The sequence below is a fragment of the Micromonospora parva genome (assembly GCF_040649675.1).
Lineage (GTDB): Bacteria > Actinomycetota > Actinomycetes > Mycobacteriales > Micromonosporaceae > Micromonospora > Micromonospora parva.
The window spans coordinates 207397-225860 of record NZ_JBEZFX010000011.1 but is presented as its reverse complement, the minus strand read 5'-3'; the positions used below and the strand labels follow the sequence as shown (position 1 = coordinate 225860).

Genomic DNA, 18464 nt, shown 5'->3' with positions numbered 1-18464 from the left:
GGGGCCCCCGCGCCTCCCCCCCCCCCCGCGCCCGCCCACCCCCCGGGGGCGCCGCCGGGCGGGGGGGCGCCCCCCCCCGGCCCCGGGTCGGATGGCCCGACGTCAGCGTGACCGGGTCGGTCCGTCCTGCGTGGTGTCGACGCGCACCTGGTCGAAGGCGGGAGCGCCGTCGACCGCGTCGGCGGCGACGGCCGCCGACGTGGCGGCGTCCGGCAGGTCGAGGCTGGTCCGCAGGGTGATCGGCTTGAGCAGGAGCGCGGCGATGATGCCGACGACCCCGATGGCGGCGGAGATGAGGAAGATGTGTCCGGTGGCGTCGCCGTACGCCGCCCGGACGATCTCCTGGACCTGCTCGGGCAGGGCGGTGATGTTGAGGTTGCTGCTGCCCGAGCCGCCGGAGGCGGGGATCCCGGCGGCGGTGAGGTCGTGGGTGATCTGGTCACCGACCCGGCGTGCGAGGACGGCGCCGAGCACGGAGACGCCGATGGTGCCCCCGAGCGACCGGAAGAACGCGACGCTGGAGCTGGCCGCGCCAATGTCCTTGAGCGAGACCGTGTTCTGAACGGCGAGGACGAGGTTCTGCATGGTCATGCCGACGCCGACGCCGACGGTGAACATGGCGGCGCCGACCAGGACGAGCGACGTCTCGTGGTCGATGGTGCCGAGCAGCGCGAACCCGGCGACGAGCAGGACCGAACCCGCGACGATGTACGGCTTGATCTTTCCGCTCTTGGTGATCAGCCGGCCCGCGACGATGGAAGAGCCGAGGACTCCCGCCATCATCGGGATGGTGAGCAGGCCTGCCTCGGTCGGGCTGTAGCCGCGGCCGATCTGGAAGTACTGACCGAGGAAGACGGCACCGCCGAACATGGCCATGCCGACCGCGAGGCTGCCGAGGATGGCCAGCGCGGTGGTGTGCTGGCGCACGATACCGAGCGGGACGACCGGCTCGGCCGCGCGCGACTCGACCCAGACCGCCAGGGCGAGCAGGATGAGCGAACCGCCCACCATGGCCGCGGTCTGCCAGGAGGCCCAGGCGAACGAGCCATCGACGAAGGAGATCCAGATCAGCAGCACGCTGACGCCAGCGGCGATGAGGCCGGCACCCAGGTAGTCGATCTTGACATTCTCACGCCGTGCGGTCGGCAGGTGCAGGGTGGCCTGGAGCAGGATCAGCGCGATCGCGGCCACCGGCACGCCGACGAAGAAGCACCAGCGCCAGCCGAGCCAGGACGTGTCGACGATGAGGCCGCCGAGCAGTGGGCCGCCGACCGTCGCGACGGCCATGACACCACCGAGGTAGCCGTTGTAGCGGCCGCGCTCGCGCGGCGGGATCATGGCCGCGATCGCCACCTGGACGAGCGCCTGCAGACCGCCGACCCCGATGCCCTGGAACGCGCGGGCGGCGATGAGCTGGCCGGCGCTCTGCGAGAAGCCGGCGACGACCGAGCCCACCAGGAAGACCACGATGGCGACCTGGATGAGGATCTTCTTGTTGAACAGGTCGGCCAGTTTGCCCCAGATCGGGGTGGTTGCCGTCGCGGTGAGCAGGGTCGCGGTGACCACCCAGGTGTACTGGTTCTGCGAGCCGTTCAGGGCTCCGATGATCTTCGGTAGCGCGGTCGAGACGACAGTGCTGCTCAGCATCGCGACGAACAGCACCAGCAGCAGGCCACTGAGCGCTTCCAGGGTCCGCCGATGGGTCATCGGCTCAGCGCCGGCCGTGATGGTGGGTGCGCTCATCGCGCGGCCTCCAGGTTGTCGTTGTCGTTGTTTCCGAGGGCGATCTCGATGTCGCCGGTGAACCGGCCGAGGGCGGCACTCAGCGCCGCCACCTCGCCGGGAGTCCAGTCGGCGAGCGCCCGTTCGAGCACCTCGCCGTACCAGCGGTGGCTGTCGGCCAGGGCGGCACGGCCGGCCGGGGTGACCGCCAGGATGGTCGCCCGCTTGTCGGTCGGGTCTGGCCGCCGCTCGACCAGCCCGTGCGCGACGAGCGCCGCGACGGAGCGGCTGACGGTCGACGCGTCCAGCCGAGTGCGCTCGGCCAGGTCGCGGGCGTGGCAGTCGCCGGAGAGCTGTTCGATCTGCACGAGCATGCCGAGCATGCCGGCCGGGATCGCCGGGTGTTCGTCGGCCCGGCGTTGTTTCAGCAGTCGAACGCTTCTGACCAGGTCGTACAGGCGAAGGCCGAGCTCACCGGCATCGCTTTCCACATCCGCTCCCCACCCCAGTTGGTTGCCTCAAGCAAGCATCTACCGATCTTTCCCACTGCGCAAGTTTGCTCATTGAGAAGTCCCTCACCCGCACGTACCCTCGGTGCGATGGACGAGACGACCGGCCTGCGGGAGCGCAAGAAGGCGGCCACCCGCCTCGCTCTGCACGAGGCGGCCCTCCGCCTCGCCGCCGACGAGGGCATCGACGCGGTGACGGTCGAGGCGATCGCCGACGCCGCCAACGTCTCCCGGCGGACCTTCTCCAACTACTTCTCCAGCAAGGAGCAGGCCCTCTTCCACGGCGACACCATGCGCCTGCACCGGCTGTTGGAGCTGATCCGGGAACAGCCCGTCGACGAGGCGCCGTGGACCGTCCTGAGCCGGGCAGCCGAGCGCCTCACCGAGGAGGTCTTCGGCGGTTCTGAGCCCTCCTGGCTGACCCAACGCCGGGAGCTACGCGCGCACCCCGGCCTGGCCCCACACCAGGTGGCGGCGTACGCCGCGATCGAGCGCGAGCTGGCCGCGGAACTCGCCCGCCGGCTGACCGGCGACGACGTGGCACTGCGCTCCCGCCTCCTGGCCGCGACCTTCCTGACCATCCTGCGGGTCGCCGTCCAGCACTGGATCGAGCACCCGGGCGAGCCGATGACGGAAACCGTCCGGACCGCGCTCGTCGCGGCCGCGCCCGCGGTGCCCCCCGGAGGCCACCGGACCAGCACCGGCACCTGGCACCGCCCTCCGATCCCCGCAGAATCCCCCAGGGCCCAGTGAGTGGTAGCCAACGGGCGCGGTCTTGACGGAGCGCAGACATCGGAGGTTTACTGCGTCAGCGATAGCAGTCGATGCGCCTTGACCATCCTTTGTGGTAAGTGGGGCACCTCGGCGACGCGATCGCTACTGATCGCCACTGCTGAGCCAGCCGTCTCCTGGCGCTGGCGGTAGCGACGCTCCCCCCTCGGCGGGCGGGGAGCACCGGCACGGCAACCCGCACGGCGCAGCGTCGCGCTCCCCGCAGGACGATCCCCACAGGTACGGCACCACCCCGAACCATCTCAGCCGAGCGTCGGCGGCCCGGCTCCGTACCACCGCCAACCTCGGCCCGGCGAGCCCACAGATCCGTGACGCGCGCCTGGGCCGACGCTCAGCAGAGGAGCAAGATCATGCGTTCCCGTCCCCGCCTGTTGGCACTCGTCACCGGGCTGGCCGTCATGCTGGCCAGCCTGGTCGCCCTGCCGACCCCCGCATCGGCGGCACCACTGACCAAGGTCCTGGTGTTCAGCAAGACCGCCGGCTTCCGGCACTCGTCGATCCCCAACGGCATCGCCGCGATCCAGCAGCTCGGCTCCGCCAACGGCTTCACCGTGACGTCCACCGAGGACGCGGCCCAGTTCACCACCTCCAACCTGGCCCAGTACCAGGCGGTGGTCTTCCTGTCGACGACCGGCGACGTCCTCAACGCCAGCCAGCAGACCGCCTTCGAGTCGTACATCGCCGCCGGTGGCGGGTACGTCGGCGTGCACGCCGCCGCCGACACCGAATACAACTGGCCGTGGTACGGCGCGCTGGTCGGCGCGTGGTTCGACTCGCACCCGGCGATCCAGAACGCCACGGTGAAGATCGAGGACCAGACCAACCCGTCGACCGCGCACCTCGGCACCACCTGGGTCCGCTCCGACGAGTGGTACAACTACCGCACCAACCCCCGCTCCAGCGCACGGGTTCTCGCCAGCCTCGACGAGTCGTCCTACAGCGGCGGCAACATGAACGGCGACCACCCGATCACCTGGTGCAAGGCGTACGGCGGCGGACGCGCCTGGTACACGGGCCTGGGGCACACCGAGGCGTCGTACACCGACCCGAACTTCACCCGGATGCTGCTCGGCGGCCTCCAGGTCGCCGCGGGCTCGGTGACCGCCGACTGCTCGCCGCGTACGACCACCCCGCCGCCCACCGCCACCGGCTCGACCCTGCGGGCCCGCGCGAACAACCAGTACGTGAGCGCGCCCAACTCGACCACCGCGCTGATCGCCAACAAGGCTTCGGTCGGCACCACCGAGCGGTTCGACCTGGTCAACCTCGCCAACGGCAACGTGGCGCTGCGCGCCAAGGGCAACGGGCAGTTCGTCGCGGCCGAGAACGCGGGCGCTGCCGCGCTGATCGCCAACCGGGCCACCGCCGGTGCCTGGGAGACGTTCCAGCTCGTCCGCAACTCCGACGGCACCGTGAGCCTGCGGGCCACTGTGAACAACCGCTACGTCGCGGCCGACAACGGTGGGTCCTCCCCGCTGATCGCCAACCGGACCTCCATCGGCCAGTGGGAGAAGTTCGACCTGGTCACCACCAACTGACCTGATCCCCCGCTCGCTCTCCACCACCCCACCTGGTCGTGGTGCGCCCCCGCGCGCCCGTCCCCCGGTCGTCGAGAAAGGACGATCATGCCCTCGTACCCCCGGCGCTGGCCCCGGGCGCTCTTCGCGGCGGTGCTCACCGTCGCGAGCGCGGCCCTCGCTGTGGCTGCACCGTCCACCGCCCAAGCGGTGGTGATTCCCGCCTCCGACTATCAACAGGTCAAGCTCGCCACCGGCTCCGCCGAGCTGGGTGAGGCCATGTCCCTGGCCGTGCTGCCCAACCGCTCGGTCCTGCACACCGCCCGAAACGGCGTGCTGCGGGTGACCGACGTGGCCGGCAACACGAAGGTCTCCGGCACCCTGTCCGTCTACACACACGACGAGGAGGGGTTGCAGGGCGTCGCCGTCGACCCCAACTTCGCCACCAACCGGTGGGTCTACCTGTACTACTCGCCCACGTTGAGTACCCCGTCCGGGGACGCCCCGACCACCGGCTCGCAGTCCGACTGGGACCGGTGGAAGGGGCACCTACGGCTGTCCCGGTTCACCCTCAACTCCGACGACACGCTCAACCTGAGCAGCGAGAAGATCGTGCTGCAGGTCGCCAACGACCGTGGGCAGTGCTGCCACGTCGGCGGTGACCTGGACTTCGACGCCGCCGGCAACCTGTACCTGACCACCGGCGACGACACCAACCCGTTCGAGTCGTCCGGCTACGCCCCACTGGACGAGCGGACCAACCGCAACCCGCAGTTCGACGCCCAGCGCACGGCGGGCAACACCAACGACCTGCGGGGCAAGCTGCTGCGGATCAAGCCGCAGGCGGACGGGACGTACACCATCCCGTCGGGCAACCTGTTCGCGCCCGGCACGGCCAACACCCGCCCCGAGATCTACGCGATGGGGCTGCGCAACCCGTTCCGGATGAGCGTCGACAAGGCCACCGGCGTGGTCTACCTCGGTGACTACGGCCCCGACGCGGGGAGCACCAACTCCAGCCGGGGCCCGCAGGGTCAGGTGGAGTTCAACCGCATCACCGCGCCGGGCAACTTCGGCTGGCCGTACTGCACCGGCACCAACACCAGCACGGAAACATACAACGAATACACCTTCCCGTCCGGGCCGTCGCAGTCGAAGTACAACTGCACGGGCGGGCCGACCAACAACTCGTTCCGCAACACCGGCCTCGGCACGCTGCCCGCGGCGAAGCCGGCCTGGATCAAGTACGCCGGCGACTCCGGCTCACCGTCGGAGTTCGGCAGCGGCTCCGAATCGCCGATGGGCGGACCGGTCTACCGGTACGACGCGTCGCTGAACTCCAGCATCAAGTTCCCGCAGTCACTCAACGGCCAGTTCTTCGCCGGCGAGTACGGCCGCCGCTGGATCAAGGCGATCGCTGTCAACTCCGACGGCTCGCGCGGGGAGATCTCCAACTTCCCGTGGTCCGGCACCCAGGTCATGGACATGGCCTTCGGCCCGGACGGGGCGCTGTACGTGCTGGACTACGGCACCGGCTCGAACAACCAGGCGCTGTTCCGGATCGAGTACATCGGCGGCGGCAACCGCAACCCGATCGCTGTCGCCTCGGCTAACCCGACGTCGGGGGCCAACCCGCTGACAGTCAACTTCTCGTCGGCCGGCAGCTCGGACCCGGAGGGTGGGGCGCTGAGCTACCTGTGGACGTTCGGGGACGGCACCACGTCGACGGCGGCCAACCCCACCAAGACGTACACCACGAACGGCACGTACTCCCCCACGTTGAGGGTCACCGACCCGAATGGGTTGACCGGCACGGCGAGCCTGGTCATCACCGTCGGCAACACGGCCCCGACGGTGACGCTCACGTCCCCCGCCGACGGGCAGTTGTTCAGCTTCGGTGACACGGTGTCGTACCAGATCAGCGTGAGCGACCCGCAGGACGGCACGATCGACTGTTCCAAGGTCAGCCTGACGTACGCGCTGGGCCACGACAGTCACGCCCACCAGATCACCTCGAAGAACGGGTGCAGCGGCTCGATCACACTCCCGACCGACGGTGAGCACGACTCCGCGGCGAACATCTACGGGGTCTTCGACGCCGCCTACACCGACAACGGTGGGCTCACCACGCACAGCATCAAGACCCTGCAACCGAAGCACCGCCAGGGTGAGCACTTCGGCGCGCAGTCCGGCGTCCAGGCCACCGACCATACCAACGCCGAGGGTGGCCGCACGGCCGGGTTCATCGAGAACAACGACTGGATCTCGTACCAGCCGTACAACCTGACCAACGCGAACCGCATCACCGTGCGGGCGTCGTCGGCCGGTGCCGGCGGCACCATCGAGGTACGGGCCGGGTCGGCCACCGGCACGCTGCTGGGCACCGTCTCGGTGCCGGTGACCGGCAACTGGGAGACCTTCACCGAGGTGTCCGGCACGATCAGCAACCCGCCCACCGCGTCGACGACGCTGTACCTGGTGTTCAAGGGCGGGTCCGGCTACCTGTTCGATGTCGACGCGTTCACCTTCACCACCGGCACCGGTGGCAGCACGCCGGTGAGCACGCTGCGGGCGCAGATCAACAGCCAGTACGTGTCGGCGGTCGGCAGCACCGCGCTGATCGCCAACAAGGCCAGCGTCGGCAGCACCGAGCAGTTCGACCGGGTGGACGCTGGCAACGGCGACATCGCGTTGCGGTCGCGCGCCAACGGGCTCTACGTCTCGGCCACGAACGCGGGCGCCGCAGCTTTGGTCGCCAACGCCACGGCGATCGGGTCGTGGGAGAGATTCCAGCTCATCACCAACACGGACGGGACGGTGAGTCTGCGGGCCACTGTCAACAACCAGATCGTGTGCGCCGAGAACGCCGGGGCCGGATCCCTGATCGCCAACCGTACGTCGGTCGGGGCCTGGGAGAAATTCACCCTGACCACCGGCTGACCGGGGGGTGAGTGCACGGTGGGGCCCGGCCTGGTGACCGACCAGGTCGGGCCCTACGTCGTGAAGTAGGCGGCGCTCTGCGCGTCCGCCGGGTAGTAGGACTCCACAGCGATCTCCTCGATCGTGATGTCCGTCGGGGTGCCGAACGTGGTGATGGTCGAGAACAGCCGCAGCTCGCGCCCGTTGATCCGCAGGATCATCGGGAGCACCACGTCGGCGTCGACCCGTTGACCCGTCGGCTCCTCCGGCAGCGGAGCCAGCAGTTCGTGGTAGAGCGCTGCCAGTTCCGCGTCGGGAGCGGCGGCGAGCTGACGCGAGATCCGGCTGCGGAACACCGCCCGCACGTCGGCCAGGTTGACCACCAGGCGGGCCAGCCCGCGCGGGTCCAGGCCCAGCCGGATCAGGTTCACCGGTGGCCGCAACAGGTCGGGGGCCACGTACGCGAAGAACGGGTCCACAGCACTGTTGGTCAGCACGATGTTCCACCGGCGGTCGAAGACCAGCGCCGGATACGGCTCGTGCGCCCGCAGCACCCGGCGGACCGCGTCGAGGGCACCGGACAGGGCGATGTCGTCGAGCGGACGCTGCGCGTACCGGGGTGCGAAGCCGGCGGCGAGCAGCAACTGGTTGCGATCACGCAGCGGCACGTGCAGCTGGTCGGCGAGCCGCAGAATCATGTCGGCGCTCGGCGTGGACTTGCCGGTCTCGACCAGACTGACGTGCCGGGCCGAGACATCCGCGGCGATCGCCAGGTCGAGTTGGCTGAGCCCCCGGCGCTTGCGCCACTGCCGTAGGAGTTCCCCGACCGCATACACGATCATGAGCCTACTCATCGTCGGTGCGGACGCCATGAAGTGCGATGTCATCGACAACCACCCGGGCCGGGGAAACACTTGCGCCCATGACCACCGAGAACAAGAGCATCGTCGCACGCGCGTTGGCAGGGCTGGTCGACACGGGCGACGTCGACACGCTCGCCTCGTTCCTGAGCGAGGACTTCATCCACCACCGGTCGGATTCGACGACCTCGACCAGGACGCAGTGGCTCGCCGCCGTCCGCGCCGCGCTGGGCCCGACCGCCGGCATGCGGGTCGACATCCTGCACCTGTTGGCCGACGGTGACCACGTCGTGGTGCACTCGCGACGCCGCCTACCCGACGCGGGGCCGGAGATCGTCGTGGTCGACGTCCTGCGGATCGCCGACGGGGCCATCGTGGAGGCGTGGGAGGTCATCGAACCGGCGGCCCACGCGACCGCCAACGGGACGTGGTGGAACCCGGCCGTCTAGATCGGGAAGTGGCCGCGACGCCAGTGCCAGTGGCCGCCGTCCCGCAGGTGGTCGATGATCGCGCGCTGGAGCACGGTGCGGCGCGGCAGCTCGTCCAGCGGCGTGGTCAGGGTGCGGAACCCGAACCGCAGCATCTCGATGTCGGCGTCCGGCCCCTCCGACTCCTGGTGGGGTTCCAGCTCGAACCGGCGCTGGAACCGCAGGATGTTGGAGTCCTCCGGAAGGTACTCCCGCAGCTGCGGGTCGAGCAGCCACGATCCGCAGGAGAACACCGTGTAGCGCTCGTCGGGAAAGTGCCGGGGGAAGAACGCGCGGGCCTCGTCCAGCGACGCCGTCACCGCCTGCGGGGTCAACGGCCCCGATTCGGGGACGTGCAGGCCGAGGGCGCCGTCGCCGCGCTGGTACTGCAACCGGCCCAGCTCGTAGAGGCCACCGCGCGAGTGCAGCGTCAGCCAGCTCTGCATGACCGGCCAGCCGTCACCGCGCATCCGTCGGTCGACGGCGAGGTTGCGGCCCAGGTCGGCGAGGGTCACCCAGGACACGGCATCGGGGACGCCGTGGTCGCTGTGGTACCCCCGCACCACGTCGACCAGGGCCAGGTACGCGTACACGTAGAGGTGCCGCCAGGCGGGCCCCCGCTCACGCGGCAGCTCCGGGCCGGGCGGCAGCCAGTCGTAGCCCCCGAGGTCGGCGCGGACCGCGGCGATCGAACGGTCGAGCAGCCAGCGCAGCTCCGCCGTCCACAGCGGTGAGCCCGGCTCCGGCCAGCCCGCCATGATCTCGGCGGCGTCGTCCGGCGGCACGGCGAGCCGGTCGAGGATCGCGGGCGCGTCCGCCTTCGGCGGCAACGGGGCGGACGGCCCGTCACCGGCGAGCCGGTGCACGCGGTCGACCTCCTCGACGGGCACGCCGAGCCGGGCAGCGATGTCGTCCAGATCCACGCCGACGAACCTACCGCCCGACGGGCATCTCAGGAGTCCGCCGGCACTCCGGCGTCCAGCTGCCCGATCATCGGCGCGAGGAGGTCGTTGAGTTCCCGGGCCAGCACCACCACGGCCCGGCGTGCCGCCGCGGCGACGTCGTCGTCCGGACCGTCGGGCGTCGGCGGCAGATCGTCGAGTGGAACCGGCGCCTCCACCTGCAGCAGCGCGCGCAGGTGCGGGCGGCGCGTCTGGTCCTGCTCGGTGGGTGTGGTGAACTGGCCGAACATCTGGGGCCAGTCCTGCCAACCACGGTCGCGCTGCCACTGCTTGGTCCAGGTCAGCTCGGCCGGCCAGCGGGAGGCCACCGTCACCGCACAGACCAGGCTGCCGTCCCAGGGGCTGCGGGCGCAGGTCGCCGAGATGATCCGCCGGTGCCAGCGGACGAAGCCCGGCGACAGCTCGGTGGCCAGCCGCCAGGCCGTCACCGCGAACGCCACCGGCGCGAAGTCGCCCCAGGTGTCGGCGAAGTCGTCGATCCGCCGCAGCACCTCGGCCTCGTACCGGCCGCGCCCCTCGACGCCGTGCTCGCGGTCGAACTGCTCGTCCAGCCAGAAAGCGCGCGGATCCGGCATCCTCAACCCCGTTTCGCCAGTGATGGTGTCCCGCACCCTCGAATCTAGGCGAATGTCGGGGTGTGGACGGCATCCTCGCCGGTTGTCGACCCCGCGCCGGAGCAGCCCGTCGGCTGCCGCCGCCGCAGCGGCAGACGCTTGACAAGGAGTGGGTTCCAGAGTGGACGATGCACCGTGCGCATTCTCGTGGTGGGTGGCAGCGGCCTGATCGGCGCTCACGTGGTGGACGTCCTGCGGGAGCGTGGCCACGCCGCGACAACTGTGGCGCGTACCGCCCAGCCGGGCGTCGACCATCTGCTCGATGTCGGGTCCGCCTCGATCGAGGACCTGCGGCAGGTGCTCGCCGGTCACGACGGTGTCGTGTACGCCACCCGCACCGACGAGCAACGGCCGCTGCCCAAGCCGATCTATCCGGAGTTCCGCCGCGACAACGTCGACCCGGTGGTACGCCTGTTCACCGCCGCCCGCCTGGAAGGTCTCACCCGGGGCGTGGTGATGGGCTCCTACTACACCTACTTCGACCGGCTCCACCCCCAGTGGCGCCTGGCCGAGCGGCACACGTACATCCGGTGTCGCCTGGAGCAGGCCCGGGAGGGGCGGGCCGCCGCCGGCGAGGGCCTGCCGGTCGCCGTCCTCGAACTGCCTTTCGTCTTCGGTCGGGCCGGCGACCGGCTGCCCAACTGGGCCGGTCCGCTGAACCGGTGGGCGCGCTCGCGTACCCCGCTGGTCGCCCCGGTCGGCGGCAGCGCCGCGGCCTCCGCGCGCAGCGTGGCCGAGGTCGCCGTCGACGCCCTGGAGCAGGCCAGCGGCGCGGACCTCCCGGTCGCCGACGAGAACCTCAGCTGGCACGACATGCTCGCGCGCATCGCCGCGGCGGTCGGCCGGCCCCGCCGGGTCGGCCGCCTGCCGGCCGGCGCGGCGCGGGCCGCCCTGCGACTCGGCGGTGCGGCGCAGGCCCTCGGCCGCAAGGAGTCCGGAGTGAACCCGACCTACCTGGGCGATCTCCTGCTCGCCAACCTGTTCATCGAGCCGACGAGTGGCCGCCCGCTGGACCCGGCGCTACGCGAGACCTTCCGGAGCGCCTGACCCTCCTTGGCGCCGATCACCCGGTGGTGGCGCCGCGAGGTCGACGAACTCGTGCACCAGCGGTGAGCGGTTGTCCTCGGCCCAGGCCAGGCACACCTGGTTGTGGCCGAGGTCGGCGACGGGCACGTGAACGACGTCCGGTCTGGTGTAGAACGTCGCCGTCGACAGCGGCAGGATCACCGTCCCGACGTACGCGGCGACATGCTCCAGCTTCTCCTCGACGGAGTTCAGCGCGGGCCGAGGGCGAGGGTCGCTGTCGATGGGACGGTTCGGCAGGTCCCGCCACTCCGGCACCGCGTCCGGGTCCTGCAAGAGCCGTTCCCCGGCCAGCTCGGCGAGGTCGACCGACTCCTTGCCGGCCAGCCGGTGATCGGTGGGCAGGACGACGACGCGGGGTTCGCTGAACAGTGGCCGCAGGCGCAGGCCGCGCTGGTCGACCGGAAGCCGGACGTAACTGACGTCCGCGCGCCCGTCACGGACGATGTCGGCCTGGTCGTCGTAGGAGGTCCGGACGACGTTGACGGCCAGGTCGGGGTGTCGCTGGCCGATGGCGCGGGCGTCGGCGGTGACGAGCAGGCCGGGCATGAACGCGATGGTGAACGTCGGCCTGCCGTGGGCGGCCCGCTGCACCCGCCGCCGTAGGGCCTCCGCCGAGGCGAGCAGCGCACGGGCGTCGGTCAGCAGCTGCCGACCGGCCTCGGTCAGCACCGTGGAGCGGCGGTCCCGAACGAAGAGCTCGGCGCGCAGTTCGTGCTCGAACGCCCGGATCTGCCGTGACAGGACCGGCTGGGCGATGTGCAGCCGGGCGGCGGCCCGACCGAAGTGCAGCTCCTCCGCGACCGCCACGAAGTAGCGGAGCTTGCGCAGATCGACGTCCACAGCGCCCCCGTCCGGTTGCCGCTCCGGGCGGTTCCACGATACCCGACGGGTATGAGTGGAGTGATGCCCAACGGGCATCACAGGAGGTGAAAGAGGTCTTGGACGCGGACGTTCCCGGCGGAGCACGGTGGTAGCCGTCTCCACCACCCGACCCGGAAGGACACGATCATGACCCTCATCGACAAGCGCGTCGTCGTACTCGGCGGAACCTCGGGGATCGGCCTCGCCACCGCCGCCCGCGCCGCCCGCGAGGGCGCCCAGGTCGTGGTCGCCTCCAGCAACCAGCGCAGCGTGGACCGCGCCCTGACGACTCTGCCGACCACCACCCAGGGGTACGTCGCCAACCTCACCGACCCGGGTGCCGTGTCCCGGCTGTTCCGCGACCTCGGCTCGTTCGACCACCTCGTCTACACCGCCGGGGAACCCCTCGCGCTGATGGCCGTCGACGCCCTCGACCTCGACGCCGCCCGGACCGCCTTCGACCTGCGCTACTTCGGCTCCCTGTCGGCGGTCAACGCGGCACTGCCGCACCTGCGCCCCGGCGGGTCGATCACCCTCACCACCGGCACCGCCAACCACCGGCCCAACGCCGGCTGGTCGGTAGCGGCCAGCATCACCGGGGCGATCGACGCGCTGGTCCGCGCGCTCGCCGTCGAACTCGCCCCGATCCGGGTCAACGCCGTCTCCGCCGGCGTGATCCGCTCACCGCTGTGGGACTCCCTGCCCGAAGAAACCCGAGAGCAGATGTACGCGCAGCTCAGCGAGTCCCTTCCGCTCGGTCGGGTGGGTGAGCCCGAGGAGGTCGCCGAGGCGTTCGTCTACCTCCTGCGGGCGACCTACGCCACCGGCACCGTGGTGACGGTGGACGGCGGCACCCTGATCTCCTGAGCCCGCCGTCGGCGGTGGCGTGGCGTCGCCAAGGGCCGCACTACTTCACTGATGTAGTGGTCTGCGCCGCTCGCGAGGCCCCGACAACAGTGAAGTGGTGCGGGTGGGACCGACCGGCGGCGGCGTCAGCGGAGCTGTTCGGCCAGGCCGACGACGATGCCCTCGGGGCCGCGGACGTAGCAGAGCCGGAAGATGTCCTCGTACCGCTCCACCTCGCCGACCAGTTCGGCGCCGTGGCCGCGCAGCCGGGCGACCACGTCCTCGATGTCGTCGACGGCGAACATGATCCGCCGAATGCCCAGCGTGTTCGCCGGCGCGTCCCTCGGTGCCGTGATGATCGCCGCTGGTCGGTGGAACATCGCCAACTCGACCTTGCCGTGGCCGTCCGGGGTCCGCAGCATCGCCACCTCCTGCCGGACGTCGTCGATCCCGATGACCCGCTCCACCCACCGCCCCTCGACCGGCCCCCGCCCCTCCACCTCCATGCCGAGTTCGACGAAGAACGCGATGACCGCGTCAAGGTCCTCGACCACGATGAGGACGTTGTCCATCCGCTGGATCGCCATGCCGGATCTCCCTGCTCTGCTGCGATCACGATGACCGCATCCTCCCCGAGGACGGAGCCACCCGGCGGTCTTCGACATTCAGAGCAGACCGTCTGCCGCGTCGCGGCTGTCGCACCGCTGGTACGGGACCAGATCATGAATGCGGACGGCACGCTCGCCGGGTGACGTGCGGTCACCGCATCTGGTGTGCCACAGCAACCGGGCTGTCGACCAGGGAGATACCGCAAGATCGGCAGTTGCGGCCGGCGTGCAGAATCGATCCATGCAGATATCCGACTGGATAGCCCTGGCAGGCACCGCGGGCGGCCTTCTGATGAGCCTGGCAGCAATTTTCGTAACTTATCATATTTATCACCTCCAAACCGAAGAGGCGAGGAGGAACGGACGTGATGTGGAAACCCCTGCGCTGCTCGCGCACATCCTGCGCCTGATCGAGATGATCCTGTCGATCCTGCCCTCGGCGTGGAACGAATCGCGCAGGAAGCGAGGCCCGGACATCAGCGGACGACAGTGGACAAGACCCGCCCAGCCACGACATGTCCCGCCAGCGCCGCGACCACCGAAACGATCCGACGGCGACTCTCCACGTCAACGGTCAATCGCGCAACCCGAGAAAGACCGCGCGCACGCACCGGAACCAGCGGGCAGAGAACCTGGCAACCTGTCCTCAATGCCTTCAGCGTCGGAAGAGTCCCCACCGCCTCCCGGTGACACTCCTGACCCCACTGTCCCCGCAGGCGAGACACCGTCGACGCGCGGCAAACAATTACTGATGGGTCCGGAGATAAGATTTACACAGGTGCCGACGGAACGCCCGCCCTACCAAGAACTCTTAGAAGAAATAGATAGAATGATGCCGTCCGATGAGCACGGGGAGAGGCACGATCCACCGAACCGTGAGCGTGACACCCCCGATTACGGCATCCCAGGGCTCTAACATCCTGCCCCAGTTGCGAAACTGGGGGCTGCGGCGTGCTGTCTGCCCGGCTGCTGCGAGGGAGCGGCAAGTGCAGTGGACCGACATCGGTCGCCAGCTGCCCGACGTTGGAGATCGTGGCACGTTGACGTTCGACGTCGACCAGTACGCCGCAAACCTGTGGCCCTTGGCCGAGCTGCGACCCTGCGGTGACTAGTCCCGGTCCCACTCCGTCGAGGCCGTGAGCACCAGCGGGATCGTGTCGACCAACTCTTGCGGTCCCTCGATCTGCCACGCACGTACGCAGCAGCCGCAGCCGCTCTCCGCGATTGAGGTCAACGACTCGCGATATCGCGCGATCCAGGCTTCGGCGTCGACCACCTCGCCGGGGATGTCGACGCGGGCCATCATGCTGAATCGAGACACAGCGACACCGTAGCGGGAACCAGGCCCCTGCGCGCTACCAGCGCCGACGCCATTCGAGGCCACCCCGATGCGCCACCGCCGGGGCGTCACCGCGCTGGACGTACAGCACCTCATCCTCAACCCACCAGACGTCAGCGGCACGAAGAAGAACCGGACATGCCAACGCCAGGGCAAGGCGACAGCCGCTCGAGCTGCCAGGCAAGCCCTCCAGCCCGTCCACGAACACCGCCCGGCCAGCTGTGACGGGCTCAGTCTCCACGCCACCATCTTGCCGGTGCCCGTGTGGCCCGGCGACCCCTTGACCTTCAAGCGACAATCGCGGCTGATCAGCCGCAGCGGCGACAGGCGCATCCGCTGTCTGGCGTCCCGAGCGTCAGCGTGAGCCCTTCCTCAGCCGCCATAACGGCACTGCCGAACTCCACCTGCGCGGCCGACACCGCCACCTCCCGGTCGTTGCCCGGCCAGAAGTGGGTGAGCATCAGGCGGCGGGCGCCCGCCCGACGAGCCCACCGACCAGCCTCGGTGGAGGTCAACAGGTTTCGGGTGGGACGGCTCGTCTCGCCGTCGCGGTCCGTCGCCTCGACGATGAACAGGTCAGCGTCACGTCCCAGCTCGGCCAGCGCGGGAGTCGGCCCGGTGTCCCCGGAGTAGGCCAGGACAATCCCGTCGGCCGCGATCCGGACGCCGGCGTTGGGCACGAAGTGCGGGAGAGACAGCCCGGTCAGGTCGAACGGCCCGACCCGGTACCCGCCGGGTAACGGGTGCAGGTCGAAGACCGCCTGTAGATCGACATCGGGCTCCAAGCCGCTGAGCCGGTCGAGCACGCCGGGCGGGCAGAACAACGGCAGCCGTGGTCCCCCGGGTTGACCGTAGAACCGCATCCTGAACAGACCGTGCAGGTCGACGCAGTGATCCGGGTGCTCGTGGGTGACGACGACAGCGTCCAGCACGCCGTCCGGCCAGTGTCTGAGCAGCCGCGGCAGCGTGGCATAGCCCAGGTCCAGCACCAAGCGGTAGCCGTCCCAGTCCATTGCGAAACCGCTGCAGGCGCGGCCGGGTTCGGGGAAGCCACCGCAACTTCCGAGCACTGTGACCTGTCGCATCTCGGCAGCGTCGCACCTGAAGGGCCGGCGCCGCATGCCCGGGCGGGACTGTCCCTTCCGGCTGTGCGCTGTCGGTTCACGGGTATCGCGGTGCGTCCCGTTGGCGCTCGTAGTCGGTGACCGTCGGGACGACGGGCAGCACGAGGCGGATGGATACCGGCTCGTTCACGAATCATCGTCCAATCGTGTTGATCATGAGGGTCAGTTCGCCCCAGTAGTCGCGGAACGCGGTGAGCTGCCCCCTGCCGGCATCCGTGAGGGAGAAGTACTTCCGGGGTGGCCCGGACGGCGACTCACGCCACTCGTGGTGCACGAGCCCGTCTCGACGGAGTTTGCTCAGCAGCGGATACAGCGTGCCCTCCTGGGCGGGAAAACCTGCCTGCTGTAGAGCGGCGAGGATCTCGGCCGCGTACCGCTGCTGGGACTCGACGGCAGCCAGGACGAGTGGTTCGAGCAGGCCGCGCCGCAACGCAACGAGCTTCGGATCGGGCTGCATACCACTACCTTGTCATGGCAAGGTACCTATCACAATGCCAGAGCGCGCGGCGTGCACACCACCTGACCACCCCTGGCGATCGCCCTACGGCGCACGGCCAACCTCAAGGGCCGCCGTCAACTGATCCAGCCCCAGCGAACCCAGCCCCAGCGCGTAGCGATGGAATGCGCGCCGGTCGCCGGGGAAGGACGAGCGGCCTGCCAGCCACACGCGCTCACCCACCTTGTAAGCCAGCGCCTGCCCTGGCCGGCCCAGGTAACGCGCAAGCTCGGCGGACGCGTACGGCCCCTGATGACAGCGGTCCCGCAGCAGCTGCAGCGCAGCATCCGGCGTCCACACTGCTCCGTCACCAGACGGCACCGGCAGCCGCAGGTGCAGACCGATGTCGAGCACGACCCGTGCCGCCCGCAGGAGCTGCATGTACAGATAGCCCAGTCGAGCACCCGGCTGGTCGTAGAGCCCGAGCTCGTCCATGAACCGCTCGGCGTACAGGGCCCAGCCCTCCTGGCTGCCGGCAAGGCCGCCGAGCAGGTTCAACCGCTGCCCAAGGCCTCCCCGGCAGACCTCGGAGCCGAGGTGGAGGTGGTGCCCGGGAACGCCCTCGTGATAGGCGGTGCTGTACGCGTACCAGGTGGGGAAACTCGTCGCGTCCTCGAGGACGGACCACCAGACCCGGCCCGGCCGCGCCACGTCCCGCGACGGCCCGATGTAGGCAATACCGGACGACGTGGTCAACCGCGACTCGATGCGCCGCAGCGGGGCGGGAATGTCAAAATGTACGCCGTCCAGTCGCTCGGTGGTGGCCTCCAACAGCTCCTGCAACCACCCGCCGAATGCCTCCCTGCTGTGCAGCGTGCCAGGCGCGTCGGGGCTGGCGAGCCAGGCGAGCACCTCGGGCACGCTCCCGCCCAGGGCCTTCGCTTCCGCGATCAGTTCTGCCTCTGTCGCTCGGAACTCGTCCCAGCCCCAGTCGTACAACTCGCGCAGATCAGGGCGGGCCGCGAGGAAGGTACGCACCCAGAGTGCGTACCGCTGCTGACCGAACGCCTCCTCCTCAACGGCCCGTGGTGCCAGGTCTGCGGTCAGCATCTCGGCCAGTCTCTGGTACGCCGCTCGCGCGCCCGTCGCTGCGGCCTGCAACGACGCCCGCTGACGCCCATCGCCGTAGCGATCCACCAAGGCGACATCGTCGTCGATCCAGGTGCGACAGCGCTGCGTGACCAGCTCCACCTGACGCCGGGCCGGCACATTGCCGCGCTCCGCGGAAAGCAGGAGGCTGCGGGCGTACCCGTCCAGGGCCGTGGGGATCGCGGCCAGGCGTGCGCAGACACGAGCCCAACCCTCCTCGAAGGCCGCGCCCTCGGCGCCGTGGCCCGGAACCGCGGCCTCGACGGCCTGGCGGATGAGCTGGAGCGGACCGGTGGCCGCCGCGTGCAGTTCGCGCAGGTCCTCCCCGGCGTCATGCACGGCGATCCGCGCACTCAGCCGTTCGGCGAGGTGGGCGTGCAGCGCGGTCGCGGCCGGCAGTGCGTCACCCACGGTCTCGAGTTCGTGCAGGGCGCGGGCCGCGAGGTCGGCGCGGGCCTGGTGGCCCTCCGGGCTGTAGTCGGTAAGCCCGTCGACATCCTGCTCGCCGGCGTCGACGACCGCTGTGCACGGGTCGAGGCCGGCCATGTCGCGCAGGAGCCGACCCGCGAAGTCCTCGATCATGGGGCCGATGCTAGGGCCTTGCCTCAGCTGCCGTGGTGCGAGCAGCATCGATCGCGGCAAACGGACCAGCA

General features: G+C 70.0%; 17 protein-coding genes. 6 read left to right on the top strand and 11 right to left on the bottom strand.

Annotated features, from left to right (window positions below; translation table 11 throughout):
* Positions 1 to 102 precede the first annotated feature (102 nt).
* Both AB0C03_RS26440 and AB0C03_RS26435 read right to left on the bottom strand, forming a co-directional pair.
* Complete coding sequence (locus tag AB0C03_RS26440) at positions 103 to 1743, bottom strand: MDR family MFS transporter (RefSeq protein WP_030332850.1); 1641 nt, start codon at positions 1741 to 1743, stop codon at positions 103 to 105.
* A complete protein-coding gene (locus AB0C03_RS26435; RefSeq protein ID WP_307857840.1) occupies positions 1740 to 2213 on the bottom strand; it encodes a MarR family winged helix-turn-helix transcriptional regulator in 474 nt (157 codons plus the stop codon). Before AB0C03_RS26435 ends, AB0C03_RS26440 begins: the two co-directional genes overlap by 4 nt.
* Before the next feature lie 108 nt (positions 2214 to 2321).
* Here AB0C03_RS26435 and AB0C03_RS26430 point away from each other — a divergent pair, with 108 nt between their 5' ends.
* The 3 genes from AB0C03_RS26430 (at position 2322) to AB0C03_RS26420 (ending at position 7480) form a co-directional block, all read left to right on the top strand.
* Positions 2322 to 2984 (top strand): TetR/AcrR family transcriptional regulator, encoded by a 663-nt coding sequence (locus AB0C03_RS26430; RefSeq protein ID WP_081883856.1) that lies wholly within the window; start codon positions 2322 to 2324, stop codon positions 2982 to 2984.
* Between the two features lie 437 nt (positions 2985 to 3421).
* Entirely contained in the window at positions 3422 to 4561 is a 1140-nt protein-coding gene (locus AB0C03_RS26425; RefSeq protein WP_435823384.1) for a ThuA domain-containing protein, read from the top strand.
* A gap of 87 nt (positions 4562 to 4648) precedes the next feature.
* Entirely contained in the window at positions 4649 to 7480 is a 2832-nt protein-coding gene (locus tag AB0C03_RS26420; protein ID WP_357639514.1) for a PQQ-dependent sugar dehydrogenase, read from the top strand.
* 53 nt (positions 7481 to 7533) lie between these two features.
* On the opposite strand, the gene AB0C03_RS26415 is transcribed toward AB0C03_RS26420, so the two are convergent.
* On the bottom strand, positions 7534 to 8301 hold the full coding sequence (locus tag AB0C03_RS26415; protein ID WP_357639511.1) for a helix-turn-helix domain-containing protein: 768 nt from the start codon (positions 8299 to 8301) through the stop codon (positions 7534 to 7536).
* An 80-nt stretch (positions 8302 to 8381) separates the two neighbouring features.
* Here AB0C03_RS26415 and AB0C03_RS26410 point away from each other — a divergent pair, with 80 nt between their 5' ends.
* Complete coding sequence (locus tag AB0C03_RS26410; RefSeq protein ID WP_030332840.1) at positions 8382 to 8768, top strand: nuclear transport factor 2 family protein; 387 nt, start codon at positions 8382 to 8384, stop codon at positions 8766 to 8768.
* Here the strand turns inward: AB0C03_RS26410 and AB0C03_RS26405 are convergent.
* Together AB0C03_RS26405 and AB0C03_RS26400 are read right to left on the bottom strand one after the other, a co-directional pair.
* Positions 8765 to 9709, bottom strand: a complete 945-nt coding sequence (locus AB0C03_RS26405; RefSeq protein WP_210865925.1) for an acyltransferase domain-containing protein — start codon at positions 9707 to 9709, stop codon at positions 8765 to 8767. The genes AB0C03_RS26410 and AB0C03_RS26405 overlap by 4 nt on opposite strands.
* Positions 9710 to 9738: 29 nt before the next feature.
* Complete coding sequence (locus AB0C03_RS26400) at positions 9739 to 10323, bottom strand: hypothetical protein (RefSeq protein WP_030332835.1); 585 nt, start codon at positions 10321 to 10323, stop codon at positions 9739 to 9741.
* A 174-nt stretch (positions 10324 to 10497) separates the two neighbouring features.
* Here AB0C03_RS26400 and AB0C03_RS26395 point away from each other — a divergent pair, with 174 nt between their 5' ends.
* The gene (locus tag AB0C03_RS26395) at positions 10498 to 11409 is read left to right on the top strand and encodes an NAD-dependent epimerase/dehydratase family protein (RefSeq protein ID WP_357639508.1); all 912 of its coding nucleotides are present in this window, start codon (positions 10498 to 10500) and stop codon (positions 11407 to 11409) included.
* On the opposite strand, the gene AB0C03_RS26390 is transcribed toward AB0C03_RS26395, so the two are convergent.
* The gene (locus AB0C03_RS26390; RefSeq protein ID WP_357639505.1) at positions 11383 to 12288 is read right to left on the bottom strand and encodes a LysR family transcriptional regulator; all 906 of its coding nucleotides are present in this window, start codon (positions 12286 to 12288) and stop codon (positions 11383 to 11385) included. The two genes, AB0C03_RS26395 and AB0C03_RS26390, sit on opposite strands and share 27 nt — an antisense overlap.
* 168 nt (positions 12289 to 12456) lie before the next feature.
* Here AB0C03_RS26390 and AB0C03_RS26385 point away from each other — a divergent pair, with 168 nt between their 5' ends.
* Positions 12457 to 13176 carry an SDR family oxidoreductase gene (locus tag AB0C03_RS26385; RefSeq protein ID WP_030332830.1) on the top strand — a complete coding sequence of 240 codons (720 nt, stop codon included), beginning with the start codon at positions 12457 to 12459 and terminating at the stop codon, positions 13174 to 13176.
* Positions 13177 to 13301: 125 nt separating this feature from the next.
* Here AB0C03_RS26385 and AB0C03_RS26380 read toward each other — a convergent pair whose 3' ends face one another.
* The 5 genes from AB0C03_RS26380 to AB0C03_RS26360 all read right to left on the bottom strand — a co-directional run bounded on the left by AB0C03_RS26380 (position 13302) and on the right by AB0C03_RS26360 (position 18393).
* Complete coding sequence (locus AB0C03_RS26380) at positions 13302 to 13742, bottom strand: VOC family protein (RefSeq protein WP_030332827.1); 441 nt, start codon at positions 13740 to 13742, stop codon at positions 13302 to 13304.
* A 1129-nt stretch (positions 13743 to 14871) separates the two neighbouring features.
* A complete protein-coding gene (locus AB0C03_RS26375; protein WP_357639501.1) occupies positions 14872 to 15084 on the bottom strand; it encodes a hypothetical protein in 213 nt (70 codons plus the stop codon).
* A gap of 326 nt (positions 15085 to 15410) precedes the next feature.
* Positions 15411 to 16115, bottom strand: coding sequence for an MBL fold metallo-hydrolase (locus AB0C03_RS26370; RefSeq protein ID WP_357639498.1), 705 nt, complete (start codon positions 16113 to 16115; stop codon positions 15411 to 15413).
* 244 nt (positions 16116 to 16359) lie between these two features.
* A complete protein-coding gene (locus AB0C03_RS26365; protein ID WP_210859510.1) occupies positions 16360 to 16683 on the bottom strand; it encodes a PadR family transcriptional regulator in 324 nt (107 codons plus the stop codon).
* Positions 16684 to 16767: 84 nt separating this feature from the next.
* Positions 16768 to 18393 (bottom strand): DUF885 domain-containing protein, encoded by a 1626-nt coding sequence (locus AB0C03_RS26360; protein ID WP_210865919.1) that lies wholly within the window; start codon positions 18391 to 18393, stop codon positions 16768 to 16770.
* Positions 18394 to 18464 lie beyond the last annotated feature (71 nt).